Raw genomic sequence first — 24,353 nt, 5'->3', positions numbered from 1 at the left:
CATCTCCACCACCGCCGTCAGTTCGCCGGCCCCGCATCCACCCGGAACCTATTCGGCAGTAGCCAATGTCGGCGTGGCCCCCTCGCCTTCCTCGCGGCGGTGAGTCTGGCCCATCAACACATAAGCCGTGGGCACGACGTAGAGGGTGAACAGCGTGCCGATGGCGAGGCCGGTGGCGATGACCAGGCCAAGGTTGAAGCGCGAGGCGGCGCCCGCGCCGGACGCGAAGATCAGCGGTACGACGCCGAGCACCATAGCCGCCGTCGTCATCAGGATGGGCCGCAGGCGGAGCGTGGCGGCCTCGATGATGGCCTCGCGCTTGGATTTGCCGTCAAGCTGCAACTCGTTCGCCACCTCTAGCATCAGAATGCCGTGCTTGCTGATGAGCCCCATGAGTGTGGTGAGCCCCACCTGGGTATAGATGTTGATGCTCGCCCCGCCGATGCCGACGCTGATGAACAGCAGCGCGCCGGCGAGCGACATGGGCACCGACAGCAGGATCACCACCGGGTCCCGAAAGCTGTTGAACAGTGCGGCCAGCGACAGGAAGATCACGATCAGCGCAAACGCGAACGTCGTCACGAAGCCGCCGCTCTCCTGCACATATTGCCGCGAGGCACCGCCGAAATCGAGCGTATAGCCCGTGGGCAGGGTGCGCTTGGCGAGATCCTTCAGCACCGTGATGGCATCACCCGTGGTCACCCCGGGCGCGACGACGCCGGCGATGGTGGCGGCGTTCACCTGCTGGAAGTGGTTGAGGGATTCCGGCACGGTCTTGGTCTCGATGCGCGCCACCGTCGACAGCGGGATCATGGTCCCGTCGCTCATGCGCATGTAATAGTCGAGCACTTGGTCCGTATTGAGCCGGGCCTCCTGCTTCACCTGCGGGATGACCTTGTAGGAGCGTCCGTCCAGACTGAAATAGTTCACATAGCCGCCGCCCAGCAGCGAGGAGAGGGCGCCGCCCACGTCGCTCATGGAGAGTCCGAGGAGGGAGGTCTTCTCCCGGTCGATGACGATGGAGGCCTGCGGCTGGTCGATCTTGAGATCGTTGTTGAGGAAGATGAACAGGCCGGTGTCCAGCGCCTCCTGCATGAACTTCGCGGCCACCTCGTTAAGCTTGTCGAACCCATCCGAGGTGCCGATCACGATCTGCATGGGCAAGCCATTGGAGCCGGGCAGAGGCGATGTCTGGAACGCAACGATCTTCTGGCCGGCGATGGCGTTCAGCTCCTGCTGGATCATCGGCTGGAGGGTCTTGGTGGTTGCCTTGCGTTCGTCCCAGGGCTTCAGCACCCAGCCGGCGATGCTGGTGCCGGTGCTCTCCACCTGGAAGACCGTCTCGGTCTCGGGATGCTTGGCGAAGGTCTCGTAGGTCTGCCGATTGTAGAGCAACTTCTGCTGCAGTGTCGCATTGGGGGCGGAAATGCTCTGGGCGAGGATGATGCCCTGATCCTCCTCGGGCGCCAGCTCGCTCTGCGCCGTGCCGTACAGCCAGTAAACGCTGCACAGCACGAGGCCGGCGAACACGGCAGTGACAGGCATGTAATTGAGCGCGCCCGTAAGCGAGCGGGAATAGGCGGCGGTGACAGCGCCCATCACCCGGTCCACTGCCAGCACCATGCGGGATTCCAGATCCCCGCCCGCATGGTCCACCGGCTTCAGCATGTAGGCGGACATCATCGGCGTCAGCGTCAGCGCCACCACGGCCGAGATCGTTACCGCCCCCACCAGTGTGAAGGCGAATTCCGTGAACAGCGCACCCGTAAGCCCGCCCTGGAAGCCGATGGGCACATAGACCGCGATCAGCACCACGGTCATGGCGATGATCGGATTGGCGAGCTGCCGGGCCGAGGCGAAGGCGGCCTGAAGCGCGCTCATCCCCTCCTCCATGTGGTGATTGACGCTCTCAACCATGATGATGGCGTCGTCCACCACGAGGCCGATGGCGAGCACGAGGGCGAGCAGCGTGAGGAGATTGATGCTGAAGCCGAAGGCCAGCATCATCAGGAAGGTGCCGATCAGCGACAGGGGGATGGCGATGACGGGAATGAGCACCGAGCGCCAGGAGCCGAGGAAGGCGAACACCACCAGGGTCACGATGGCGAGCGCCTCCACCAGCGTGTGGATCACCTCCTCGATCGAGGAATTCACGAAGGCGGAGGAATCGTAGATCACGCCCATGGAAAGCCCGGTGGGCAGCTGGCTCTCGATGTCCGGCAGCACCGCGCGCACGCCCTTGATGACATCGAGCAGATTGGCGGTGGGGGCGATCTGAATGCCGATATAGACCGACTCCCGCCCGTCGAACATGGTGGCGGAATCATAGTCGTCGGCACCGAGGGTGACGTTGGCCACGTCCTTCAGACGCACGATGGCGCCGTTCGCCTCCTTGACGATGAGGTTCCTGAACTCCTCCACGTTGTGCAGGCTGGTGGACGCAGTGAGATTCACCTGCACCATCTGGCCCTTGGTGTTGCCGAGGCTCGCAATGTAGTCGTTGCGGGTGAGCGCGGTGGAGACCTCCGAGGCGGTCACGCCATAGGCCGCGAGGCGGATGGGATCGAGCCAGGCGCGCATGGCGAAAGTCTTGCTGCCGAGCAGTTCCGCCGTCTGCACCCCCTGCACCGCCTGCAGCTTCGGTTGCACCACGCGGATCAGGTAATCGGTAATCTGGTTGCCGGCAATGGCGTCGCTTCGGAAGCCGATATACATGGCATCGATGGTCTGCCCCACCTTGACCGTCAGCACCGGCTGCTGAGTACCGGAGGGCAGCTGGTTAAGTACCGAATTGACCTTGGTGTTGATCTCGGTCAGCGCCTTGCCGGTATCGTAGTTGAGCCGCAGGTTGGCGGTGATGGTACTGGTGCCGGTGGTGCTGGTGGAGGTCATGTAGTCGATGCCGTTCGCCTGGGCGATGGCATTTTCCAGCGGCGTCGTGATGAAGCCCGCCACCACGTCCGGATCGGCGCCGGGATAGGTGGTCGAGACCGTCACGATGGCATTCTGCGTGCGCGGATATTGCAGGATGGGCATGGAGCTCATGGCGCGCAGGCCCAGCACCAGGATCATCAGGCTGACCACGATCGCCAGCACCGGCCGGCGGATGAAGATGTCGGTGAAGGATGACACGGGCGCCTCCGTTCAGCGATCGACGATGGAGGGAGCGGGGTCGTTGGCCGGCAGCACCGCATTGTTCACGCTGACCAGGGACCCGTTGTGCAGCTTCATCTGTCCCGCGGCGACGATCTGGTCGCCCGCCTTGATGCCAGAGAGGACGGCGATCTGGTCGCCACGGGTCGCGCCAGTCTTCACGAACACCTGACGCGCGGCGAGGCCCGTGGCCGACCCCTCCTTCTTCTCCACGACGAAGACGATGTCGCCGTAGGGATTGGCCATGATGGCCGTCTGCGGCACGGTGACGAACGCGTCCGGTGTTCCCACGGCGACCTCGACGGTCGCGAACATGCCGGGGGTGAGGCGGTGGTCGTCGTTCCTGAATTCGGCGCGCAGCTGAACGTTGCGCGACGTGACGTCCACCTTGGGGCTGATGGCCGTCACCGTGCCTTCGAATGCCTGGCCGGGATAGGTGTCCACCGTGGCCTTCACCGTCTGCCCGGCCTTCACCTCGGCGAGGGCCTGCTGCGGCAGGTAGAAGTCGATAAAGATGGGGTTGAGGGACTGCAGCGTCACCACGGTCGTGCCCGCGCTCACATACTGGCCGAGATCGACGGAGCGGATGCCGAGGCGGCCGGAAAAGGGCGCCTTCAGCGTCTTCTTGTCCACCACAGCCTGCTGCTCGGCCACCTGGGCCAGCGCCTTCTTGAGGTTGGCGGTGTCGCTGTCGATGGTCGCCTGGCTGACCGCGTGGATCTTCAACTGCTCCTGATCGCGGTTGAGGATGATGGCGCTGACATCCGCCGTCGCCTTCAGGGCGGCGAGATTGGCCACCTCCTGCTCGTCGCGCAGTTGGAGCAGCACCTGTCCCTCGCGCACTTCGTCACCGGACTTGAAATTGATCTTCGCGACCGTGCCGGAGCTCTCAAGCGCCAGATCTGCGCCCGCCTCTGCGCGCACGCTGCCCACCGCCTTGACGGTGGACTGCCAGGGCGAGAGGGCAGCTACCGTGGTGGCGACGGTCTGTGGCGGGTCGCGCAGCGAGGCCAGCGCCTGCTTGATCATGCTCGCCTTGAAGAGCTGGAAGCCGTACAGCGCCCCGAAAACCAGGGCGACGGCGGCCAGCATGATGATCATTCGTTTCTTCATCTGACGTCTCTTCTTGCGGCTGCGGCGCAGGGGTCGTTTTGAGGGCGCGCTCGCGAGGGGCGTTGCAGCCCTCTCAGTGGTCCTGGAAATAGCCGGCGTTGGTGCGGGGCTCGGCCTGCGCCGTCTGGTCCACCCGGTTCCACCAGCCGCCCCCCAGGGCCTGGAACAGCGCCGCGGTATCGGTGAAACGGGCGGCCTGCGCCTTCACCCGCGCCACCACCGCCTGCTGGAAGTTCTGCTCGGCGGTGAGCACCGAGGGATAGGTCACCGCCCCGGCGAGATACTGGGTGCGGGAAATCTTCACGCTCTCCTGCGCCGCCTTCTCGTAGGCGAGTTGGGCCTTCAGCGTGCTGGCATCGGCCTCGATGGCGCGCAGCGAATCCGCCACGTCGCGGAAGGCGGTGATGACCGTGCTTTTGTATTGCGCCAACGCCTGCTCGTTGCTCGCGACGGCGGATTCCTTGTCGTGATAGAGCGTCCCGCCGTCGAACACCGTCTGTGCGACGCTGCCCGCGATGCTCCAGGCGGCGGTGCCCGGCGAGAACAGGCTGTCGGGGGTGAGGCCGGCCCTGCCGTAGCTGCCGGTGAGCTGAACCTGCGGCAGCATGTTGGCCACGTTGACGCCCACTGTGGCGGTGGCCTTGTGCAGGCTCGCCTCTGCCGCGCCGATATCGGGCCGCTGCCGCACCAGAGCGGACGGCACGCTCACGGGAAGATCGCGCGGCAGGGTGAGGCTGGCGAGGGTCACGTGCTCGCCCCGGTCCTGGTTCGGCAGCCGGCCGAGATAGGCCATCAGCTGGTTGCGCTGCTGGGCGAGCTGCTTCTGCAGTGGCGGAAGCGTGGCCTGTGTCTGGGCGAGGTTCGACTGCTGGGAGAGCACATCGGATTGGGCCACCGCGCCCAGCTCGAACTGGCGTTGGACGAGCTTGAGCTGCTCCTGCTCCGACTTGATGATGTCGTTGGTTGCCTCGATCTGCGCGCGCAGGGAGGCATCAGTGATGGCCGCCGTCACCACATTCGCGGTGAGGCTGAGATAGGTCGCTTCCAGCTGAAAGCGCTGGTAGTCCGCCTGCGCCTCCAGCGCCTCGACATTCCGGCGGGTGCCGCCCCACACGTCGAGCACATAGCTGACGCTGACCGAGGCATTGTAGAGATTGTAGGGGCTGGTGTTGCCGCTCTCGCCCTGGCTCGCCAGCGAGGTGACCTGCCTGGTGGCGCTGCCGTTTGCCGACACCTGCGGAAACAGGCTGCCCTCTCCCGCCAGCGCGTTTTCGCGCGCCGCCCGAAGCGCAGCCTGAGCGGCGGCGATGTCCGGATGGTTGCGGATCGCCTCCGCCACGAAGGCGTCGATCTGCTTGTTGCGGAAGACCCGCCACCACTCGCCGGGCAGATCGCGGCCGCGAAGAAGGACCTGGCTGCGCCCGCCATGGACGTCAGCCGAGGTCGTGGGACGGGGCGTGCCTTCGGGCAGGTAGCCGCTGACGCGCGGTGCATCGGGCGCCTCGAAATCCGGCCCGACCATGCAGCCGTTCATCAGCAGCAGGGAAGCGGCGACGACGCCCCCCTTGAGGCGGGGGGCGAGCCGGGAGAGGGCAGACAGGTCTCGCATATCAAAGGCACCCGCATACAACCAATCTGAACCGAACCGTTCAGTTCGACCAACGACTAGGGCCAGATAAATCGAGAGTCAATATGGACTGAACCGTACAGTTCGATTAAGTTGAAGGCATGTCGGAATGCAACGCATCAACCCTTGTACCGCAAGCCTCCAGCAGCCTGAGACCCAAAGCTCGGGAGGCGTTGAAGGCGGCCCGCGCGGTGTTCCTCGAGGCGGGCTACGACGGCGCGACGATGGACGCGATCGCCCGCGTCGGCGCGCTTTCCAAAGCGACGCTCTATGCGCACTTCTCCAGCAAAGCCGCCCTCTTCGAGGAGCTGATCCGTGTCGAATGCCGCGCGGTCAATGCGAACCTTTATGTGCCGGACCCCCAGAACGCTTCTGTCGAGTCGGAGTTGCGAAAGGTCGCAATCAATTACCGGCGCATCTTCGCCCAGCGCGAAGGGCTGGACATCTTCCGCATTCTGATTCCGGTCGCGCCCCGGTTTCCGCGTCTAGCGGAAGTGTTTTACGACGAGGGCCCGGGCGCATCGATCCGCCAGATCGCAACCTATCTGGCTGCGCTCAACGACACCGCGCGCGTGCGCATCCCCGATCCCGACCTGGCTGCGCACCAGTTTCTCGCACTCGTCGCAGAAGATGCAAAACTCGCAGGCGCGCTCGCCTTTCCACCCCCGCGCGCCCGTGATGCCAATCAGCTGATCGATAGCGGCGTTGCCATGTTCCTCGATTTCTACAAGGCCTGAGCGAAACGTGAGGGCAACGTCAAGTGACCGGCGTTTCGAAGTCGAGGTCAGGTCCGACGGGGACGATGCCGCTCGGATTGAGCCAGGAATGGCTGGCGTAGTAGTGCCGCTTGATGTGCTCGAAATCGACAGTCGGACGGATGGCGGGGTGTTGGTAGAGCGCGCGCGTGTAGCGCCAGAGCGCTGGATAGTCGACGAGCGCCCGCCGATTGCATTTGAAGTGGCCGAAATACACCGGATCGAACCGCACGAGCGTGGTGAACAGCCGGATGTCAGCTTCGGTCAGCCGCTCGCCGACGAGGAACCGCCGCTGCGCCAAGTGCTCGTCCAGCCAGTCCATCGTCGCGAAGACATCCGCCACGGCATTCTCGTAGGCGGACTGTGTGGTCGCGAATCCGGCGCGATAAACGCCGTTGTTGAGAGTGTCATAAATCCGCGTGTTGACGGCGTCGATCTGGTTGCGGAACGGCAGCGGATAGTAATCGCCCTCGGCCGCGCCCACGCGATCGAAGGCGGTATTGAACATGCGAATGATGTCCGCGGATTCGTTGGAGACGATTTTCCGGGTCGCCTTGTCCCACAACACCGGCACGGTCACTCGCGACGTGCAGTGCGGTTCGCTCAGGGTATAAAGCTGATGAAGCCATTGGGTGCCGTTTACCGTGTCCGGCACGACACCGACACCCGGCTGAAATGACCAGCCATCCTCTCCCATCAGCCAGTGTACGACCGAAAGGCCGATCAGCGCTTCGAGGCCTTTCAGTCGTCGCATGATGAGGGTGCGGTGCGCCCAGGGGCAAGCGAGCGACACGTAGAGGTGATATCGGCCAGGTTCGGCGGGAAACGCAGCAGGTCCTTCGCCGTCGACGATCCAGTTGCGAAACAGGGACGGAGGGCGCCGCAATTGCCCGTCTTTTATGGCGGTATCGATACCGCCGCGCTGCCACCTGCCGCCTACGAGTTCACCCATCGGTCATCGCCCCTCTGGCTGTAGGTATCTCGGGAGCCACTTCATGGGAGAGCGCTCCGAAGGTGGCCCAGCACAATTTGAGTCGCGCTGCGGCCGCAGCCGTTCGTTCCCCCGCCTTGTATGGCGCTTGCGTCCGACGATCTTCTGGCCGGCATCGTAACCCCATGTTCCGGCATTGGGTGCCTTCGCCGACTGACTGTCGATCACGGCGGCCGGAGGGTACGCCTCGCGCCCAGCGTGATCGAGGTCCAGCATCAGTCCAGTATTGTGACTTGTCTTGACCAGTAATCGGCGCCAACTCACCAGAACTTTAAATAAAACGTCGGCACCGATCCCGTTAATTAGTGGCGTTCCCGCCCTCGGTGTCTGGCCTTTTCAGCTCTGCCGAGCGTCGGTCCCGGAACCGCCGTTGACTGACGGGGGATGAGGGTCGGCGCGGCGATCCGCAGGTGGTCGGCGCGCGTTGCGGCGCCCCGAGTCAGGAGATCCAGCGCGTCGGCGGCGATCTGGTCGAACGGCACGCGCACCGAGGTGAGCGGGGTCGGCAGGCGGCTGACGATGGGGATGTCGTTGTAGCCCACCAGGGAGACGTCACCGGGGACCGAGAGCCCGAGCCGTGCGAGCGTGGAAAGGGCGCCGATGGCGGTATTGTCGTTGACCGCGAAGAGCGCAGTGGGCGGCTGAGGAAGGCGCATCAGCCGCTCGGCTGCATCCGCTCCGGAATCGATGTCGAAGGTGGATTCGACCACGAGCGCCGGGTCCTCAACAATGTGAGCCTCCTTGAGCGCCTGCCGGTAACCCTCGACCCGCCCCCGGCTGCTGGAGGCATAAGAGGGGCCGGCAATGAGGCCGATGCGGCGATGGCCGAGATCGATCAGGTGTCGCGTGGCGAGATATCCGCCCAGCCGGTCGTCGCCCACGGATGCAAGACTGCGCCCGTCACTGCGCAGGGCGAGCACATAGGGCACACCGCGCTCCGCCAGTTCCTGGGCGAAGTCGTCGCCCTGCCGGGCGGTGGAGAGCACGAGGCCGTCAACGCCCCGCTGCAGGAGCGTCTGCGCCGCCTTGCGGTCGGCGCGCGGTTCGTCGTCGGTGGTAGCGACGATGGCGAACTGTCCGGTCCGCGCGCAGGCCCGGGCGAGGGCCTCGTAGAGCATGGCCATTACGGTGTCCGTCAACCGCGGGACAATGACGCCGATGGTATTGGTCTGGCCGCGGCGCAAGCTCGCGGCAGACACGTCGCGCACATAGCCGAGGCTTTCCGCCACCTGTCGCACGCGCCGGGCGGTCGCATTCTCCGAACGCGGCAGGCGCTCGTCGAGGATGCGCGAGACGGTGGACTTGGAGACGCCCGCGGCGGCCGCGACATCCAGGATGGTCACGCGCCCCTGCCGCTCCTGCGGTTCGTCATCGTTCAACGGCGTGTGTCCTTCGATCGGGGGCCCGGCGACACGTTAGCGATTGACAGACGATGGACACAAGGGCAATTATGGGAACGTTCCCGCTAACGATCCTAAGGAGACTGCGGGTCGGAGGAAGCGGGACCGAATTTCGGTCTGAACGATCCCAAGGAAGGAACTGAAACCATGGCTATCGACTGGAAGGGCCTGAACCCCGCCCCCGTCACCCTCTTCAAGGACAATGGCGACGTCGATTTCGACGGCAACGCGCGCCTCGCCAAGTGGCTGGCCGCCATCCCCGGCGTGAAGAGCCTTGTCATCCTCGGCCATGCCGGCGAGGGCACCTTCCTGACCTTCGAGGAGCAGATCGAGCTTATCCGCGTCTACAAGGATGCCACTCCCCTGCCGGTCATCGCCGGCATCACCGGTGAAGGCACCAAGGTCGCCGAGATCGAGGCCAAGAAGAAGTTCGACGCCGGCGCGAGCGGCGCGCTCGTATATCCCAACCACGGTTGGCTGCGCTTCGGCTACCAGAAGGGCGCCCCGCAGGACCGCTACAAGGCCATCGCCCAGTCCGGCCTTGAGTGCATCCTGTTCCAGTACCCGGCCGTGACCAAGGCCAATTACGACCTCGACACCCAGCTCGAGATCGCCGCCATTCCGGGCGTGACCGCCACCAAGAACGGCGTGCGCGACATGAAGCGCTGGTACAACGAGATCCCCGCCCTCAAGAAGGCCTTCCCGAACCTCGCCATCATGTCCTGCCATGACGAGTGGCTGCTGCCCACCATGTTCGACGTGGACGGCCTGCTCGTCGGCTACGGCAACATGGCGCCTGAGCTGCTCATCGAATACCTCAAGGCCGGCAAGGCGCAGGACTACACCCTCGCCCGCAAGTATCATGAGCAGCTCCTGCCCGTGACCCGCGCCGTCTACCACCGCGGCTCGCATATGGAGGGCACGGTTGCCCTCAAGCATGCGCTGCGCGCCCGCGGCCTCATCGACAACGTGAACATTCGCGAGCCCCTGAAGCCCCTCGGCGAAGCGGCCGACGCCGAAATCCGCGCGGCGGTGAAGGCCTCCGGCCTCACCGTGGTCGCCGACGCCCTCGCGGCCTGATCATTACCCTCCCGGAGGCGGCTTCTGCCGCCTCCGGGCCCTTTCGGGTGAGAAGCGCGTGCCGGCTCCGGGCCGGAACGCGCCCTATCTCCGGGTGTGCCTCTGGCCTCCGGCAAAAAGAAAAATCAAGATCATCCCTGGAGGAAACGCCAATGCTCATGCAGACGCCGCCGCACCTTAGTGCCGGCGGGACACCCGATTTGCGCAGCGATGCCGAGCGGCAAGCCGACATCAGCGCCCGCCTGGAACGGCTCCCAATCACCCGACGCGTGTTCTGGACCCGCAACATCATCGGCGCCGCCACCTTCTTCGACGGCTATACCGTCATCGCCATCGCCTATGCGATGCCGGTGCTGGTGCGGGAGTGGGGTCTCAAGCCTGAGCAGACGGGCCTGATCCTCTCCATGGGCTACCTCGGGCAGCTCATCGGCGCGGTCTTCTTCGGCTGGCTGGCCGAGCGCATCGGCCGGCTCTCCGTGCTGCTGTTCACCATCCTCCTGTTCGTCAGCATGGACATCGCCTGCCTGTTCGCCTGGGGCGCTGCCTCAATGATGGCGTTCCGCTTCATCCAGGGCATTGGCACCGGCGGCGAGGTGCCGGTGGCGAGCGCCTACATCAACGAGTACATCGGTTCGAAGGGGCGTGGCCGCTTCTTCCTGCTGTACGAAGTGATGTTCCTGTTCGGCCTCGTAGGGGCCGGCCTCATCGCCCGCGCGCTCGTGCCTGTTTATGGCTGGCAGGCCATGTTCATCGTCGGGCTCGTGCCCGCCGCCATTCTCATTCCCCTGCGCTTCTTCATGAAGGAATCGCCGCGCTGGCTCGCCGCCAAGGGGCGCTACGCCGAGGCCGACAGGATCGTCTCGGATCTGGAGCGCAGCGCCACGGCGCGGGGCCATGTGCTGCCGGAGCCGAAGCCGGTGCCCATGAAGGCGGTCGAGCGCTCGGGCGTCCGGGAGCTGTTCTCCGGCATCTATCGCCGGCGAACGCTGACCATCTGGTCCATGTGGTTCTGCTCCTACCTCGTGGCAAATGGCATGATCGCCTGGCTGCCGACCCTTTACCGGCAGACCTTCAACCTGCCGCTGGAAACGGCACTGCTCTATGGGCTCCTGACCTCGGTGGCCGGCGTGGTGGCCTCGGTGGCCTGCGCGCTCCTGATCGACAAGGTGGGCCGCAAGCGCTGGTATACCTTCGCCTTCCTCGCGGCGCCGATCCCGCTGTTGGCCCTGGCCTGGATCGGGGCGACCTCTCCGACCGAGGTTCTGATCCTCGCGGGTCTCGCCTATGCGATCGTGCAGACCATCACCTTCTCGCTCTACCTCTATTCGGCGGAACTCTACCCGACGCGTCTCCGGGCCATCGGCACCGGCCTCGGCAGCGCATGGCTGCGCCTCGGCTCCTCGGCCGGTCCGATCGTGGTCGGCACCATCATGGGCGCTGCAGGGATTCAGTACGTCTTCGCTGCCTTCGCCGGCATCCTGATCGTCGGCGCCCTCGTCACCATGCTCTTCGCCATCGAGACGAAGGGCCGGGTGCTGGAGGAGCTTTCTCCGTAGCGGTTGGCTACGCGCCAGTCACGAATGGCACCTGCCGGATCGGAAGGCCCGGCAGGTGTATTGGCGTGGGCCGGGTGGGCTGTTGGTGGCCGTTTCGAGGTGGCTGACAAATATAATGCGAAGGAGAGGGTCCGAAGGGCTGCGGCGTGTATCTGGGCCAGGAGATTGCTCCTCGGGGCTCCATGGCTGCGGGCTCCCTATCTCAGCATGGGCCATCTGTTCCTGGATCGCTTTGCGGCGCGAGTGGACGCGGCACATGATGGTCCATGGGCAGATAAAATGGCCGCCCCACATTTGATAGAGATCGTAGAGATAGACACGTCGCCGGGCGGTTCTCTGAGCTTCCGACGTCCAAAGCTCTGCCGATCTGATATCGAGGGCCTTGCTCGAACGGCTACCAAGCTGAGCCGTTTTCCGCATCACGCGGTGCATGAAATTGATAATAGGAAGTTGCTCCCTGACGCGATTGCGCGATCATAGGCGCTATCCGCGGAAGGTCAGGTACGCAGTGCGGGTACAAGCTTGGGTACGCACCTGATTTCGCAGTGCGTCAAATATCTGGCTTTTTATAAATCTGAGATGCGGTCCGGGATGGTGGAGCCGAGGGGAATCGAACCCCTGACCTCTGCAGTGCGATTGCAGCGCTCTCCCATCTGAGCTACGGCCCCGAACCGTGGGAGGCGCCATTTATGATTTGGCGCCCTATGCTGTCAAGCGGGGAAAATCCCGGCGAGGACGGGATCTTCAGCCTGTCCACCGTTCCGCGTCACACCGTCTTCGGTCAGTCCGTGCGCCGGCCTCTCAGCACCACGTAGATGGCCGGGATGACCAGCACGGTCAGCGCCGTGGAGGAGGCGAGGCCGAACAGGAGGGAGATGGCGAGGCCCTGGAAGATCGGGTCGGTCAGGATCACCGCCGCGCCGATCATCGCCGCCAAAGCCGTGAGAAGGATGGGCTTGAACCGGATCGCGCCAGCCTGGAGCAGCACCTCTTCGAGCGGACGACCGGGGGTGCGGGCGTGGCGGATGAAGTCCACCAGCAGGATGGAGTTCCGCACGATGATGCCGGCAAGCGCGATGAAGCCGATCATGGACGTGGCGGAGAAGGGGGCGCCGAACAGCCAGTGGCCGGTCATGATCCCTATGAATGTCAATGGGATAGGCGTTAGGATGACGAGCGGCAGCTTGAACGAGCCGAACTGCGCCACGACGAGGATGTAGATGCCGAGGATGGCGACGATGAAGGCGCCGCCCATGTCGCGGAACGTCACCCACGTCACCTCCCACTCGCCGTCCCACAGGAGGGTCGGCTTCGTCTCGTCGGAGGGCTGGCCATGGAGGGCGATGACGGGCTTCGGCAGCATACCGAAATCCATGTTTTCCAAAGCTTTAGACACGGCCATCATGCCGTAGACCGGGGCTTCGTAGGCGCCGGCGAGGTCGGCTGTCACCATCTCGGCGGGGCGGCCGTTGTGGCGGAAGATGGGGAAGGAGGCGGGTTCACGGACGACGCGGACGACATCGCCGAGTTCCACCACGCCGCGCCCGCCGGGCAGGGCGTTGGCGGGGACGGGGGTCGCCAGGGTGCGCTCGTCTACAGCCTTGTTTCCTTTCGACATTTCGAGGCGGATCGGGATCGGCGCCCGGCCGCCGCCGCGGTGGGAATAGCCCAAGGTGCCGCCGGCGAAGATGCCGCGAATGGCGTCGTACACATCCCCTTGTTCCACCTTGTAAAATTCGAGGTTGTCCTGGTCGATGGCCAGGCGGACGCGCTCTCCGGGGGTGCCGAAGCTGTCGTCCACGTCGACGATAAATGGAACACTTTCAAAGGCTTGCCGCACCTTTCGGGCGACTGCGCGGCGGGTGTCCGGGTCGGGGCCGTAGATTTCGGCGAGGAGGGTCGCGAGCACCGGAGGGCCGGGGGGCGGCTCCACCACCCGGAGCGACGAGCCCGGCGGAAGTGCTATTGATTTCAGTCTGTTACGCACATCGAGCGCGATCTCGTGGCTGGAGCGGGAGCGCTCGCCCTTCTCCTTGAGGTTGATCTGGATGTCGCCCTGCTTCGGCGCGGACCTGAGGCCGTAGTGGCGGACCAAGCCGTTGAAATTGAAGGGTGCGGCGGTGCCGGCATGGGTCTGGAAGGAAACCGACTCCGGCAGGTCCGACAGCGCGTTCACCATGGCATTCAGGGTGGAATCGGTGCGTTCCACAGGGGTGTCAGCCGGCATGTCCAGAATGACGGCCAGTTCGGTCTTGTTGTCGAACGGAAGAAGCTTCACCGTCACCGCGTGGGTGTAGAAGAGGCTGAGGGAGGCGAGGGTCGCGACCCCCACGGTGGCGAGGAAGGCACCCGCCCGGGCGCGGGAGGCGAGGATCGGCCGGGCCACCCGCACATAGAAGCGCCCCAGCCGCCCGCCATCGGCGGCTTCGCCATGGTCGCCGCCATGGCCGGCATCACCTTGCCCCGCCCGGCCGGCGATCTTCAGCATCAGCCAGGGGGTGAGGACGACGGCGACGAAGAAGGAGAAGACCATCGCCGCCGAGGCGTTGGCGGGGATGGGGCTCATATAGGGGCCCATCATGCCCGAAACGAACAGCATGGGCAGGAGGGCCGCCACCACGGTCAGGGTCGCGACGATGGTGGGATTGCCCACCTCCGCCACCGCGTCGATGGCGCCCTGCGCCCGGGAGCGCCCGTCCTTCATGGCCCAGTGGCGGGCGATGTTCTCGATGACGACGATGGCGTCGTCCACCAGGATGCCGATGGAGAAGATGAGCGCGAACAGGCTCACGCGGTTCAGCGTGTAGCCCATGAGGCGGGCGGCGAAGAGGGTGAGGAGGATGGTGGTGGGGATGACCACCGCCACCACCAGCGCCTCGCGCCAGCCGATGGCGAAGCCCACCAGCACGACGATGGAGACCGTGGCAAGGCCGAGATGCAGCAGCAGCTCGTTGGCTTTCTCGTTGGCGCTCTCGCCGTAATTGCGGGTGACCTTCACCTCCACGTCGGCGGGGAGGGTGGAGCCGTGCGCGGCCTCGATCTGGCGCAGCACCTCCTCGGCGATGACCACCGCATTGGTGCCGGGGCGCTTGGCGATGGCGAGGGACACCGCTGGGCGGCGGGTGAGGCCATCCGGCCCCTTCTCGATATGGGTGACGTAGTGCTCGGCCGGCTGGGTGGCGAGGGTGACGTTCGCCACGTCGCGCACATAGACAGGGCGCCCGTCGCGGGAGGTGAGGAGGATGCCGCCGATCTCGGAGGGGGTCTGCAGGGTCTGGCCCGCGACGAGGGTGCGCTGGCCGGCGGCCTCGCGCACGGTGCCGGTGTTGAAGGTGCGGTTGGCGCCTTCCAGCTTGCCCTGCAGCTGAGCGAGGGTGATGCCGTAGAGGGAGAGGCGCTCGGGATCGGGCGCGACGCGGATCTCCTCCGGCTGCTCGCCGACGATGTAGGTGAGGCCGATGTCCGGCAGCTTGGAGATGTCGGCCTGAAGCTCCCGCGCGACGCGGGTGAGGTCGTTGGCGGTCCAGCGGCTCGCGGCCTCGGGCTTGGGCACGAGGGTGAGCACCAGGATGGCCACGTCGTCGATGGATCGGCCGACGATCAGGGGCTCGGTGATCCCAACCGGGATGCGGTCGAGATTGGCCCGCACCTTCTCGTGCACGCGCAGGATGGCGGCATCCGGGCTGGTGCCGGTGAGGAAGCGCGCGGTGACGAGGACGCCGTCGTCCTCGGTCTGCGAATAGACGTGCTCCACCCCGTCGATGGCCTTGACGATGGTTTCCAGCGGCTCGGTGACGAGCTTCACCGCATCCTCGGCCTTCAGCCCCTGGGCCGAGACGCGGATGTCCACCATGGGCACGGAAATCTGCGGCTCCTCCTCGCGCGGCAGGGTGATGAGCGCGATGAGGCCGAAGGCGAAGGCCGCGAGCAGCAGCAGCGGCGTGAGGGGGGAGGCGATGAAGGTGCGTGTGAGCACGCCGGCGATGCCGAGGGGGCGGTTCTCGCCCGCATGGGGCTCGCCCTTGGAAGTCTCGCTCATGGTCAGCGCCCCGCCGCGGAGATCACGTCCCCGTCCTTGAGGCCGGTGAGAATTTCCACCCGTTCGCCGTCATCGCCGGCAAACCGCTCGCCGAGGATGACGGGCACGTCGAGCGGGCCGCCTGCGGTCGCCAGCGTCACATAGTCGATGCCGTGCTGCGTCCGGATGAGGGCGGCGGGAACGGCCAGCACCGATCGCCGGCCGATCTCCACCCACACCAGCGTGCGCTCGTTGACGAAGTAGCTGCCGAGGCCGTCCACCTCCACGTCGGCCATGACGCGGCCGGCGGAGATTTCCGGATAGACCTTCACGATCCGGCCTGGCCGGGCGGTGGCGGGCGTTCCGGCCTTGTCCTGCGAGATGCCGCGCTCGCCGATGCGCACCGTGCCGCCCTCGCGGATGGAGGCGGCATGGCGCTCGGGCAAAGACAGGCGGAGGGAATAGGGGCCGGAGGCGACGCGGGCGATCTCGTCGCCGGCCAGAACCACGCTGCCGGGCGTGACCGGAACGGTCAGGACGCGGCCATCGGCGGGGGCGAGCACGGCGCCCTCGCGGGCGCGCTGGAGGATCACGGCGCGGTCGGCTTCTGAGGCCGTCACCTGGTTGGTGGCGACATCGAACTGGGTTTTTGCGGTATCGAGCCGCGCCTGGCTGGCGGCGCCCCGGGCAAGCAATTGCTGGGCACGATCGAGCTCTAGCTTTGCATTGTCGAGCTGGGACTGCAGCTCCTTGAGCTTCGCATCCGCGGCGTTGAGGTTGAGCGCATTCTTGTCGTCTACCACCAAGGCGATCTCATCGCCTTCCCTCACGCTGTCGCCTTCCGACACGGTGACGGAGCGCACGGTGCCGCCGATACGAGCCCGGGCGGGCACCACCGTGCGGCTCTTGACCTCGCCGAAGACGCCCTTCAGCTCCGGCACCTCGACGCTGCGCACGGTGAAATCGGCGGCGTGGGCGGTGCCGGGCGCAGGCAAAAGGACAGCCATCGCCACCGCGAGGGCCGCGGCGGGTGGGGTGAAGCGCAGGGACATGGTTGGCTCTCTCTGACCGGCCTCGTGCCGGACGGCTCTAGCGGTTCAGGTGAAGGCGACGCCGGGTTTCACGCCCAGTTTCTTGAGCAGGATGGCCGCCGGGCAGAAGCCGGTGACAGAGGCCTGCATCAGGTTCGCACCCACGAAGGCGGTGAGCCAGAAGAAATAGGGGGAGACGGTGAGGCCGAGGCCGAGCGACGCCAGCACCATGAAACCCGCAAACATCATGACGATGCGATCGACAGACATTATGCTGCTCCCGAAATCCTGCTTCGTCGGGGCGCGCCGTTCGGGCGCCCCTTGCGTGCGGGTTTCCCCGCGTTGCCATTGCATCTAACATTCAATTATCATAAATTCAAGACTATGAATGTTGTTGATATGATCCCCGCTTCGGAGCGGGCGGCCGAACTCATGCGCAGCCTATCCCACCCGCAGCGCCTGCTGGTTCTGTGCGCGCTGGTGGATGGCGAGAAATCCGTCGCGCAGCTGCGCGACGAACTCGCCATCGAGCAGGTGCCCATGTCGCAACAGCTCATGCGCCTGCGCGCCGACGGCCTCGTGGAGGCGCGGCGCGAAGGCACGAGCGTGTTCTACCGCATCGCCCGGGAGGAGGTGCTGGCGGTGATCGCCGCGCTTCACAAGGCGTTCTGCCCGAACCGGGTGGAGTGCTGAGGGGCAGCCCTCGCGTATCGGACACGCTGTCGCTTGTCCCGAGAACCGCTCTCGCGCCCCGGACGCATGGAGCGCAGCGGAATGGTTCCACACAGGCCGTCATGGCCGGGCTTGTCCCGGCCATCCACGTGGTGCGGCCGGAAACATCATTCGGACATCGTCCCATCGGCCCGACGTGGATGCCCGGCACAAGGCCGGGCATGACGATGGAGTTGCGGCGAGGCTCCTACTTGCCCGCCAGACAGGCCCTTACGCCGGCCGCCAGACCGCCGTGCGCTTGATTTCCATGTCTTCAAGCTCCCGCGTCACCGGGACGGAGTATTCGGCCAGCTTCGTCAGCCGGTCCTTGGGCAGATAGGTGCGGCCGGGATCGCCGATGAGCACGCTGGCGCCGCGCGCCGCGAGGGCGAGGAGCCAGGAGAAGACCTTTTCCGAAAGATCGCGCTCATAGGCGATGTCGCCCGCGAGCACCGTGTCCCATCCCTCGTCCCGGCCGATGAGGTCGTCCTGCGCGGGGGAGAGCGCGACGCCGTTTGCCGCCCCGTTGAGGGCGATGGCGGCCACCGCGAACGGGTCGATGTCGGCGCAGGTGACGGAGGTGGCTCCCGCCTTCATGGCGGCGATGCCCACGAGGCCGGAGCCGGAGGCGAAATCCAGGACGCGCTTGCCCTGCACCGTCTCGGGATGGTCCAGCACATGCCGGGCGAGGGCCTGCCCGCCGGCCCAGGCGAAGGCCCAGAAGGGCGGCGGCAGGCCGAGCTCGCCCAGTTCCTCCTCCGTGCGATGCCAGATGGGCACCGCCTCGTCGGCCACATGGAGCGAGATCTCCGGCACCAGCGGCACCGGGCGCAGGCGTGTCTCGGCGCGGATGAAGGCGTTGGGATCGCTGATCGCGCGGCTCACGCCTTCAGGCCGCCCATGGCGCAGACGAGGGCCCATTCCTCGTCCGTCACCGGCTGCACCGAGAGGCGGGAGAACTTCATCAGCGCCATTTCGGAAAGCCGCGGCTCGGCCTTCACGGCGGCGAGGGTGACGGGCGTCTTCAGCGGCTTCACCGCCTTGATGTCCACCATCACGAACTTGCCGGTGGGGTCGGAGGGGTCGGGATAGGCCTCCTTGATGACCTCGACGATGCCGACGATCTCCTTGCCCTCGTTGGAATGGTAGAAGAAGCCGGTGTCGCCGATCTTCATGGCGAGGAGCTGCTGCTTGGCGAGGTGGTTGCGCACCCCGTCCCAATGGGTGCCCTTGGCGCCCGCCTTCACCTGCATCTCCCAGGACCATTTGAAGGGTTCGGACTTGTAGAGCCAGTGGGCCATGGCAATGCTCGCGTTCGCAATCGATTGAGCGGATGTGCCGTTTCCCGCCTTGCTTGGCAAGGCTTCTTGTCACGGCTTGCCTGCGACGCGCGAGGCCTTAATCTCCGCCGCGGCGGCGCGGACGGGCGCCGCACCACAAGGAAACGCACGATGGTCTATGAGATTGCCACGCTCGACATCAAGGAAGGCTCCGAAGCCGCCTTCGAGGCGGCGGTGAAGGAAGCGGCGCCCTATTTCCAGAAGTCGCGCGGCTGCCGCGGGATGTCGCTTGAGCGCTGCGTGGAGACGCCCTCGCGCTACTATCTCGTGGTCACCTGGGACAGCGTGGAAGACCATATGGTGCACTTCCGCAACTCCCCTGAATTCCAGGAATGGCGCCGCCTCGCCGGCCCGCACTTCGCCAATCCGCCGTCCGTGGAGCATACCAGCGTGGCGGCCACCTACTTCTGAGGTGCACCGGTTCTGACGGCTTTCCCCGCCCCCACCGTTACGGGGGCGGGGTCCTACGCAGTTTCCCGGAGTTGTTGGCTATTCCCGATCGTACATAGCTTGTTCCATCTCAATGCTCCGGCTCCGGCTTTTGGCCAGCGTGCCGGATCGCCCGTTTGGGGCGCGACGCATTTTTGGAGGCTTGCCGTGGCGATCGCTTCCGGGACAGACCCCGCGTCCGATGGTCCTGCCGCCTTTTTCCGTGCCCAGCACGCCGCGTTCGGCGCGACCCTCGGCGCCCATGCGGGCTCGGCCGAGATCGTCGACCGCATCTGGATGCAGGCCTTCTCCAGCTACGAGCACAATGTGGCCGAGCAGGCGAAGGATCTGCCGCCGCTGGCCTGCCACAAGGGCTGCGGCACCTGCTGCCGCATCCAGGTGGCGGCGACCATGCCCGAGGTGCTGATGGTGGCGCGCTATGTCCGCGCCATGTCCGAGGGCTTCCGCAAGGTGGGCATCGACCTGCCTGCCCGCCTCGCCGCCGCGCAGGCAACCGCGCCCGCCGCCTCCGGCACCATGGCGCTGGGCGGGGAATGCCCGTTCCTCGCCGAGGGCATCTGCGTGATCTATCCGGTGCGCCCGCTGGCCTGCCGCGGCCATGTCTCCTTCGATGCCGAGGCCTGCATCGCCGCGCTGGAAGGCGAGGCGGACGAGGTGCCGGTCTCCGAATCTCATCGCACGGTGCGGGCGCTGGTGCAGGGGGCGCTGCAATCGGCCCTGCGGGATGCCGGCAAGCCCTGGGCGCTCTACGATCTTCTCGGCGCGCTGCGCATCGCGCTCGCCCACCCCGACGCCGAAGCCGCCTTCCGCGCCGGCGAGGACGTGCTCGACCCCGCCATCATCGCCCATGTGAGCCGCGAGGAGATGGGCCGCACCTTCGACCGGCTGAAAGCCTGAAGCCCGCGCGGCGCCTGAGCGGAGGCAGCTCGCAAACCCCGCGCGACGTCTTCTCAGCGCGTCATCCCCCGGCTTGTCCGGGGGATCCACCCTGCCGCTCGTCCGGTTTTCGACCTTCCGGAAGCGTTCCGGCCCCACGGTGGATCGCCCGCACGAGGCGGGCGATGACGGCGGGAACAACGCGCCGGGGGATGACGGCTGCGAATGCCGGCGCGTTTCCCCGTCCCTGCCTCTCACTCCGCCCTTTGCGGCCTCGCCATCAGCGCCTCGATGGCGCCGTCGATGCCGAGGCGGCCGGCGAGCACGGCGTCCACGGCGGCGCTGACGGGAACGTCCACGCCCTTCGCCGCTGCCATTTCCACCAGCACGCTGGCGGTGAAGGCGCCTTCCGCCAGCTTGCCCGCCACCGCCTCGCCCGCCCCCAGCGCGCGGCCGAAGGCGAAGTTGCGCGATTGCGGGCCGGAGGTGGTGAGGATGAGGTCGCCGAGGCCGGAGAGGCCGGTGATGGTCTCCGGCCGCGCGCCATAGGCCGCGCCGAATCGCATCAGCTCGGCAAAGCCCCGCGCCACCAGCGCGGCCGCGGCGCTCGCCCCGAGCCTGCGGCCGGAGACGATGCCGGCGGCGATGGCCAGCACATTCTTCGCCGCCCCGCCGATCTCGGCGCCGCGCACATCGGTGGAGTGATAGAGCCGCAGCGTGGACGAGCCGAGCGCCTGCGCGAGATCCTTCGCCAGCGTCCCGTCCCGCGCCGCCAGCGTCACCGCTGTGGGGAGGCCCGCCGCCACATCGGTGGCGAAGCTTGGGCCGGAGAGCACGGCGGGCCGCGCGCCGGGCAGGGCCTCGGCGATCACCTCGCTCATGAAGGCGCGGGTGCCGCGCTCGATTCCCTTGGCGCAGGAAATGACCGGCATTCCCGCCGGCACGCGGGCGCCGAGATGGCCCAGCGCCTCCCGGCAGGCCTGGGCCGGAACCACCAGCAGCACGGCGTCGCAATCGGCCACCAGATCGAGGTCCGACACGGGCGAGACGGCGGGATCAAGGGCGATGCCCGGCAGATCGGCCCGGTTCTCGCGGGCCGCCGCCATGTCGGCCATGGCCGTGGCGTCGCGCCCCCACAGCACCACCTCGCGCCCGGCGCGGGCGGCGGCATTGGCGAGCGCGGTGCCCCAGGCGCCCGCGCCCATCACGCCGATGCGGCGAAAGCTGGAACCCGACACCGTTCAGGCCCGCGCGGTGGCAGAGGCGGCGGCCGCCGGATCGAGCGGCCAGCGGGCGCGCGGGCTCACGTCGAGCCGGTCACGGATGCCCCGGGCGAGCCGCTCGGCCCCGGCCCAGGCGATCATGGCGCCGTTGTCGGTGCACAGCACCGGCGCCGGCATGGCGAAGCGGGTGTTCAGCTCGGCCGCCACCTTGGCGAGGCTTTCGCGGATCATGCCATTGGCGGCGACGCCGCCGGCCACCACCAGCGCGGTGGGGCCGCGACCCAGCCGGTCGCGGAAGGCGCGGGCGCCGGCGCGCACGCGATCGGCGATGAGGTCCACCACCGCCGCCTGGAAGCTGGCGCACAGATCCGCCACGTCCTCGTCCGAGAGCGGGGCGAGGCGGTCCGCCTCCAGCCGCACGGCCGTCTTGAGGCCGGAAAGGGAGAAATCGGGCTCGCGCCGCCCCAGAAGCGGGCGCGGGAAGGCGAAGCGGGCGGAATAGCCGTGCTTGGCCTGCTCCTCCACCTGCGGGCCGCCCGGATAGGGCAGGCTCAGCATCTTCGCCACCTTGTCGAAGGCCTCGCCCACCGCGTCGTCCAAAGTGGTGCCGAGGCGGGTGTATTTGCCCACGTCCTCGATGGCGAGAAGCTGGGTGTGGCCGCCCGAGACGAGGAGGAGCAGATAGGGGAAGGCGACGCCATCGGTGAGGCGGGCGGTGAGGGCGTGGGCTTCCAGATGGTTCACCGCCACCAGCGGCTTCTTGGCCGCCAGCGCAATGGCCTTGGCGGTGGTGAGGCCCACGATGACCCCGCCGATGAGGCCGGGGCCGGCCGCCGCGGCGATGCCGGAAAGCTCGGAATAATCCACGTTCGCCTGCCGCATGGCCTCGGCGATCACATGGTCCAGCACCTCCACATGGGCGCGGGCCGCGATCTCCGGCACCACGCCGCCATAGGGCGAATGGATTTCCACCTGCGAGCGGATGACGTTGGAGCGGATGTCCGACGCGCCCGAGGGCGAGCGCGTCACCACCGCGGCCGACGTCTCGTCGCACGTGGTCTCGATGCCGAGCACCATGAGATCGGGCAAACCTTGATCCTCCAGAGCCTTGCGCGCCGCCATTGCGCTGCGCCGCAACGCCGCCTATCCCGTTTCGAATCCCTCGCGCATTCTACGCATCCCTGAACGAGAATACGAAATTGGAAGAAATGTCCGGCGGAAAATCCCCTGTCGCGCCTCCAATCTTGCGCATCGGCACCCGTGGCAGCCCGCTCGCTCTGTGGCAGGCCCACGCGGTGCAGGCGGCTCTCGCCACGGCGCTGAACGTCGCGCCGGCCGAGGTCGCCGTCGAGGTCATCCGCACCACCGGCGACCAGATTCAGGACCGGGCACTGTCCGAGGCCGGCGGCAAGGGGCTCTTCACCAAGGAGCTTGAGGAAGCGCTGCTGGATGGCCGCGTGGACCTCGCCGTGCATTCCGCCAAGGATGTCGCCACCTACCTGCCCGAGGGCCTGCACCTCGCCGGCTACCTGCCGCGCGCCGATGTGCGCGACGCGCTGATCCTGAAATCCGGCGCCGGCCTCGCCGATCTGCCGGCCGGCGCGCGGGTCGGCACCGCCTCGCTCCGACGCGAGGCGCAATTGCGGCGCCTGCGGCCGGACCTGAAGGTCGAATTGCTGCGCGGCAATGTGCACACCCGCCTTGCGCGGGTGAGGGACGGGGATTTCGACGGCACGCTCCTCGCCCTCGCCGGCCTCACGCGGCTCGGCCTCGCCGAGGTGGCGAGCGCGGTGCTGGCCACATCGGAATTCCTGCCGGCGGTGGGGCAGGGGGCCGTGGCCATCGAATGCCGCGTGCATGACCCCGCCACCAATGCCGCCATCGCCGCCATCGCCTGCCGTGACACCGGCATCGCCCTTGCCGCCGAGCGGGCCTTCCTCACCGCGCTCGACGGCTCCTGCCGCACCCCCATCGCCGGGCTTGCCAAGGTGGACGGCGATCAGGTGCGCCTCTCCGGCCTCGTCATGACGCCCGATGGCGCGGACGCGGCGGAGGCCTCCGGCGCCGCCCCCATCGCGGACGCGGCGGCGCTGGGCACGGCGCTCGGCACCGAGCTGCGCGCCAGCGCCCCGGCCAGGGCGTTGGGATTGTGAGTTTCCGGCGTGGCCGTTTCGGGTCGCGCCGCATTTCGGGTTTCGGGCGCGGCTGCTGCCGCGTCCGGTGTTTTTCGGCGCGGCACGGGTCGCGTCGGCCGTTGTTCTGCCCCGTTCTTCCGCTCGATTGATTTTGCCCATGCATGTTCTCGTCACTCGGCCGCTGCCTGCGGCGAACCAGACCGCCAAGCGTCTTCGGGCGCTGGGGCATGACGTGATCGTCGATCCCATGCTGCGGATCGCCCCCACCACGACACCGTTGCCGGATCGCCCGTTCGATGCGGTGGCCTTTACCTCCATCAACGGGGTGACCGCCTTCGCCGCCCATCCCGACGGCAAGCGCTTCCTGCATCTGCCGGCCTTCGCGGTGGGGCCGCGCACGGCCAAGGAGGCCCGCGCCATCGGCTTCGCCCAGGTGACCGATTGCGACGGCGACGCCTCGGCGCTGGCCGGGCGCATCGCGGCGGTGCTCCCGTCCGGCGCGCGGGTGCTGAACCCGGCGGGGGAGGACCGCGCCGCGGATCTCGCCGGCCTGCTCGCCGCCCCCGGCATCTCGCTCGACCTCGCCATCGTTTACGCCGCGGAACCGGCCGACGCGCTGAGCGAGGAGGCACGTGCGGCGCTGGCGAGCGGAACCGTTAAGGCCGCGCTGCACTTCTCCCAGCGAACGGTGAAGACGCTGCTCAGGTGCGTCGAAGGCGCGGGGCTTAACGACGCGTTGACCGGTGTGAGGGAACTGTGCCTGTCCGAGCAGGTGGCCGAGCCGTTCGTTCGCAAGGGTCTGGCGGTGGAAGTCGCCGCCGCGCCCAATGAGGACGCATTGTTCGCGCTGCTGTGACGCGGCTGTGAGGGACGGGGGCGGGCGCCGCGGTTGCG

20 protein-coding genes, 1 tRNA gene and 1 pseudogene are annotated in these 24,353 nt (G+C 67.0%); 8 read left to right on the top strand and 14 right to left on the bottom strand.

The annotated features are described in order from the left end of the window. Positions 1-48: 48 nt before the first annotated feature. From D7006_RS22925 to D7006_RS22915, 3 genes are all read right to left on the bottom strand, one after another. On the bottom strand, positions 49-3,072 hold the full coding sequence (locus tag D7006_RS22925) for an efflux RND transporter permease subunit (protein ID WP_237356982.1): 3,024 nt from the start codon (positions 3,070-3,072) through the stop codon (positions 49-51). Positions 3,073-3,144: 72 nt separating this feature from the next. Next, entirely contained in the window at positions 3,145-4,266 is a 1,122-nt protein-coding gene (locus D7006_RS22920; RefSeq protein WP_237354685.1) for an efflux RND transporter periplasmic adaptor subunit, read from the bottom strand. 73 nt (positions 4,267-4,339) lie between these two features. Continuing rightward, complete coding sequence (locus D7006_RS22915) at positions 4,340-5,875, bottom strand: efflux transporter outer membrane subunit (protein WP_237354684.1); 1,536 nt, start codon at positions 5,873-5,875, stop codon at positions 4,340-4,342. Positions 5,876-6,066: 191 nt separating this feature from the next. On the opposite strand from D7006_RS22915, the gene D7006_RS22910 reads away from it, so the two are divergent. Continuing rightward, on the top strand, positions 6,067-6,630 hold the full coding sequence (locus D7006_RS22910) for a TetR/AcrR family transcriptional regulator (RefSeq protein WP_237354683.1): 564 nt from the start codon (positions 6,067-6,069) through the stop codon (positions 6,628-6,630). Between the two features lie 19 nt (positions 6,631-6,649). On the opposite strand, the gene D7006_RS22905 is transcribed toward D7006_RS22910, so the two are convergent. The 3 genes and pseudogenes from D7006_RS22905 to D7006_RS22895 all read right to left on the bottom strand — a co-directional run bounded on the left by D7006_RS22905 (position 6,650) and on the right by D7006_RS22895 (position 9,018). Beyond that, the gene (locus D7006_RS22905) at positions 6,650-7,600 is read right to left on the bottom strand and encodes a glutathione S-transferase family protein (protein ID WP_237354682.1); all 951 of its coding nucleotides are present in this window, start codon (positions 7,598-7,600) and stop codon (positions 6,650-6,652) included. Positions 7,601-7,720: 120 nt separating this feature from the next. Beyond that, a pseudogene (locus D7006_RS22900) lies at positions 7,721-7,894 on the bottom strand (IS5/IS1182 family transposase); the annotation flags it as partial. 47 nt (positions 7,895-7,941) lie between these two features. Further along, the gene (locus D7006_RS22895; RefSeq protein WP_237354681.1) at positions 7,942-9,018 is read right to left on the bottom strand and encodes a LacI family DNA-binding transcriptional regulator; all 1,077 of its coding nucleotides are present in this window, start codon (positions 9,016-9,018) and stop codon (positions 7,942-7,944) included. Positions 9,019-9,186: 168 nt separating this feature from the next. Between D7006_RS22895 and D7006_RS22890 the strand changes: the two genes are divergently transcribed. Together D7006_RS22890 and D7006_RS22885 are read left to right on the top strand one after the other, a co-directional pair. Further along, entirely contained in the window at positions 9,187-10,119 is a 933-nt protein-coding gene (locus D7006_RS22890) for a dihydrodipicolinate synthase family protein (protein WP_168459619.1), read from the top strand. Between the two features lie 158 nt (positions 10,120-10,277). Then, positions 10,278-11,675, top strand: coding sequence for an MFS transporter (locus D7006_RS22885; RefSeq protein ID WP_237356981.1), 1,398 nt, complete (start codon positions 10,278-10,280; stop codon positions 11,673-11,675). A 592-nt stretch (positions 11,676-12,267) separates the two neighbouring features. On the opposite strand, the gene D7006_RS22880 is transcribed toward D7006_RS22885, so the two are convergent. The 4 genes from D7006_RS22880 to D7006_RS22865 all read right to left on the bottom strand — a co-directional run bounded on the left by D7006_RS22880 (position 12,268) and on the right by D7006_RS22865 (position 16,994). Next, positions 12,268-12,343 (bottom strand) — tRNA-Ala (locus D7006_RS22880). A gap of 113 nt (positions 12,344-12,456) precedes the next feature. After that, positions 12,457-15,714, bottom strand: coding sequence for an efflux RND transporter permease subunit (locus tag D7006_RS22875; protein WP_237354680.1), 3,258 nt, complete (start codon positions 15,712-15,714; stop codon positions 12,457-12,459). Between the two features lie 2 nt (positions 15,715-15,716). After that, the gene (locus tag D7006_RS22870; protein WP_324255537.1) at positions 15,717-16,745 is read right to left on the bottom strand and encodes an efflux RND transporter periplasmic adaptor subunit; all 1,029 of its coding nucleotides are present in this window, start codon (positions 16,743-16,745) and stop codon (positions 15,717-15,719) included. A 45-nt stretch (positions 16,746-16,790) separates the two neighbouring features. Next, positions 16,791-16,994, bottom strand: a complete 204-nt coding sequence (locus D7006_RS22865) for a DUF2892 domain-containing protein (protein WP_024281123.1) — start codon at positions 16,992-16,994, stop codon at positions 16,791-16,793. A gap of 129 nt (positions 16,995-17,123) precedes the next feature. On the opposite strand from D7006_RS22865, the gene D7006_RS22860 reads away from it, so the two are divergent. After that, positions 17,124-17,417 (top strand): helix-turn-helix transcriptional regulator, encoded by a 294-nt coding sequence (locus D7006_RS22860; RefSeq protein ID WP_229645500.1) that lies wholly within the window; start codon positions 17,124-17,126, stop codon positions 17,415-17,417. A 249-nt stretch (positions 17,418-17,666) separates the two neighbouring features. Here the strand turns inward: D7006_RS22860 and D7006_RS22855 are convergent, their stop codons facing one another. Both D7006_RS22855 and D7006_RS22850 read right to left on the bottom strand, forming a co-directional pair. Then, positions 17,667-18,356: a methyltransferase gene (locus D7006_RS22855; RefSeq protein WP_237354679.1), complete on the bottom strand. Its 690-nt coding sequence runs from the start codon at positions 18,354-18,356 to the stop codon at positions 17,667-17,669. Further along, a complete protein-coding gene (locus D7006_RS22850; protein WP_237354678.1) occupies positions 18,317-18,736 on the bottom strand; it encodes an EVE domain-containing protein in 420 nt (139 codons plus the stop codon). The genes D7006_RS22855 and D7006_RS22850 overlap by 40 nt, the downstream gene beginning before the upstream one ends. 150 nt (positions 18,737-18,886) lie before the next feature. On the opposite strand from D7006_RS22850, the gene D7006_RS22845 reads away from it, so the two are divergent. Next, positions 18,887-19,186, top strand: a complete 300-nt coding sequence (locus D7006_RS22845) for an antibiotic biosynthesis monooxygenase (RefSeq protein WP_237354677.1) — start codon at positions 18,887-18,889, stop codon at positions 19,184-19,186. A gap of 186 nt (positions 19,187-19,372) precedes the next feature. Further along, the gene (locus D7006_RS22840; RefSeq protein ID WP_210257620.1) at positions 19,373-20,122 is read left to right on the top strand and encodes a YkgJ family cysteine cluster protein; all 750 of its coding nucleotides are present in this window, start codon (positions 19,373-19,375) and stop codon (positions 20,120-20,122) included. Positions 20,123-20,355: 233 nt separating this feature from the next. Here the strand turns inward: D7006_RS22840 and D7006_RS22835 are convergent, their stop codons facing one another. Continuing rightward, entirely contained in the window at positions 20,356-21,306 is a 951-nt protein-coding gene (locus tag D7006_RS22835) for an NAD(P)H-dependent glycerol-3-phosphate dehydrogenase (protein ID WP_237356980.1), read from the bottom strand. A 36-nt stretch (positions 21,307-21,342) separates the two neighbouring features. Further along, positions 21,343-22,446, bottom strand: a complete 1,104-nt coding sequence (gene tsaD / locus D7006_RS22830) for a tRNA (adenosine(37)-N6)-threonylcarbamoyltransferase complex transferase subunit TsaD (RefSeq protein WP_169121995.1) — start codon at positions 22,444-22,446, stop codon at positions 21,343-21,345. Positions 22,447-22,532: 86 nt separating this feature from the next. Here tsaD and hemC point away from each other — a divergent pair, with 86 nt between their 5' ends. Then, positions 22,533-23,477 carry a hydroxymethylbilane synthase gene (gene hemC / locus D7006_RS22825; protein ID WP_237356979.1) on the top strand — a complete coding sequence of 315 codons (945 nt, stop codon included), beginning with the start codon at positions 22,533-22,535 and terminating at the stop codon, positions 23,475-23,477. A 139-nt stretch (positions 23,478-23,616) separates the two neighbouring features. Beyond that, positions 23,617-24,315, top strand: a complete 699-nt coding sequence (locus D7006_RS22820) for a uroporphyrinogen-III synthase (RefSeq protein WP_237354676.1) — start codon at positions 23,617-23,619, stop codon at positions 24,313-24,315. Positions 24,316-24,353 lie beyond the last annotated feature (38 nt).

Source organism: Xanthobacter sp. YC-JY1, from assembly GCF_021730305.1.
Lineage (GTDB): Bacteria > Pseudomonadota > Alphaproteobacteria > Rhizobiales > Xanthobacteraceae > Xanthobacter > Xanthobacter flavus.
The sequence above is the reverse complement of the archived record's forward strand: the minus strand, read 5'-3'. Positions and strand labels throughout refer to the sequence as shown.

Excerpts from the sequence above, each read along its gene's own strand:
- D7006_RS22860 (WP_229645500.1), top strand. The coding sequence starts at position 17,124 with ATGATCCCCGCTTCGGAGCGGGCGGCCGAACTCATGCGCAGCCTATCC.
- D7006_RS22820 (WP_237354676.1), top strand. The coding sequence starts at position 23,617 with ATGCATGTTCTCGTCACTCGGCCGCTGCCTGCGGCGAACCAGACCGCC.
- D7006_RS22920 (WP_237354685.1), bottom strand. The coding sequence starts at position 4,266 with ATGAAGAAACGAATGATCATCATGCTGGCCGCCGTCGCCCTGGTTTTC.
- D7006_RS22845 (WP_237354677.1), top strand. The coding sequence starts at position 18,887 with ATGGTCTATGAGATTGCCACGCTCGACATCAAGGAAGGCTCCGAAGCC.
- D7006_RS22915 (WP_237354684.1), bottom strand. The coding sequence starts at position 5,875 with ATGCGAGACCTGTCTGCCCTCTCCCGGCTCGCCCCCCGCCTCAAGGGG.
- D7006_RS22905 (WP_237354682.1), bottom strand. The coding sequence starts at position 7,600 with ATGGGTGAACTCGTAGGCGGCAGGTGGCAGCGCGGCGGTATCGATACC.
- D7006_RS22865 (WP_024281123.1), bottom strand. The coding sequence starts at position 16,994 with ATGTCTGTCGATCGCATCGTCATGATGTTTGCGGGTTTCATGGTGCTG.
- hemC (WP_237356979.1), top strand. The coding sequence starts at position 22,533 with ATGTCCGGCGGAAAATCCCCTGTCGCGCCTCCAATCTTGCGCATCGGC.
- D7006_RS22850 (WP_237354678.1), bottom strand. The coding sequence starts at position 18,736 with ATGGCCCACTGGCTCTACAAGTCCGAACCCTTCAAATGGTCCTGGGAG.
- D7006_RS22870 (WP_324255537.1), bottom strand. The coding sequence starts at position 16,745 with ATGTCCCTGCGCTTCACCCCACCCGCCGCGGCCCTCGCGGTGGCGATG.
- D7006_RS22875 (WP_237354680.1), bottom strand. The coding sequence starts at position 15,714 with ATGAGCGAGACTTCCAAGGGCGAGCCCCATGCGGGCGAGAACCGCCCC.
- D7006_RS22835 (WP_237356980.1), bottom strand. The coding sequence starts at position 21,306 with ATGGGCGCGGGCGCCTGGGGCACCGCGCTCGCCAATGCCGCCGCCCGC.
- tsaD (WP_169121995.1), bottom strand. The coding sequence starts at position 22,446 with ATGGCGGCGCGCAAGGCTCTGGAGGATCAAGGTTTGCCCGATCTCATG.
- D7006_RS22855 (WP_237354679.1), bottom strand. The coding sequence starts at position 18,356 with ATGGGCCCTCGTCTGCGCCATGGGCGGCCTGAAGGCGTGAGCCGCGCG.
- D7006_RS22890 (WP_168459619.1), top strand. The coding sequence starts at position 9,187 with ATGGCTATCGACTGGAAGGGCCTGAACCCCGCCCCCGTCACCCTCTTC.
- D7006_RS22885 (WP_237356981.1), top strand. The coding sequence starts at position 10,278 with ATGCAGACGCCGCCGCACCTTAGTGCCGGCGGGACACCCGATTTGCGC.
- D7006_RS22925 (WP_237356982.1), bottom strand. The coding sequence starts at position 3,072 with ATGATCCTGGTGCTGGGCCTGCGCGCCATGAGCTCCATGCCCATCCTG.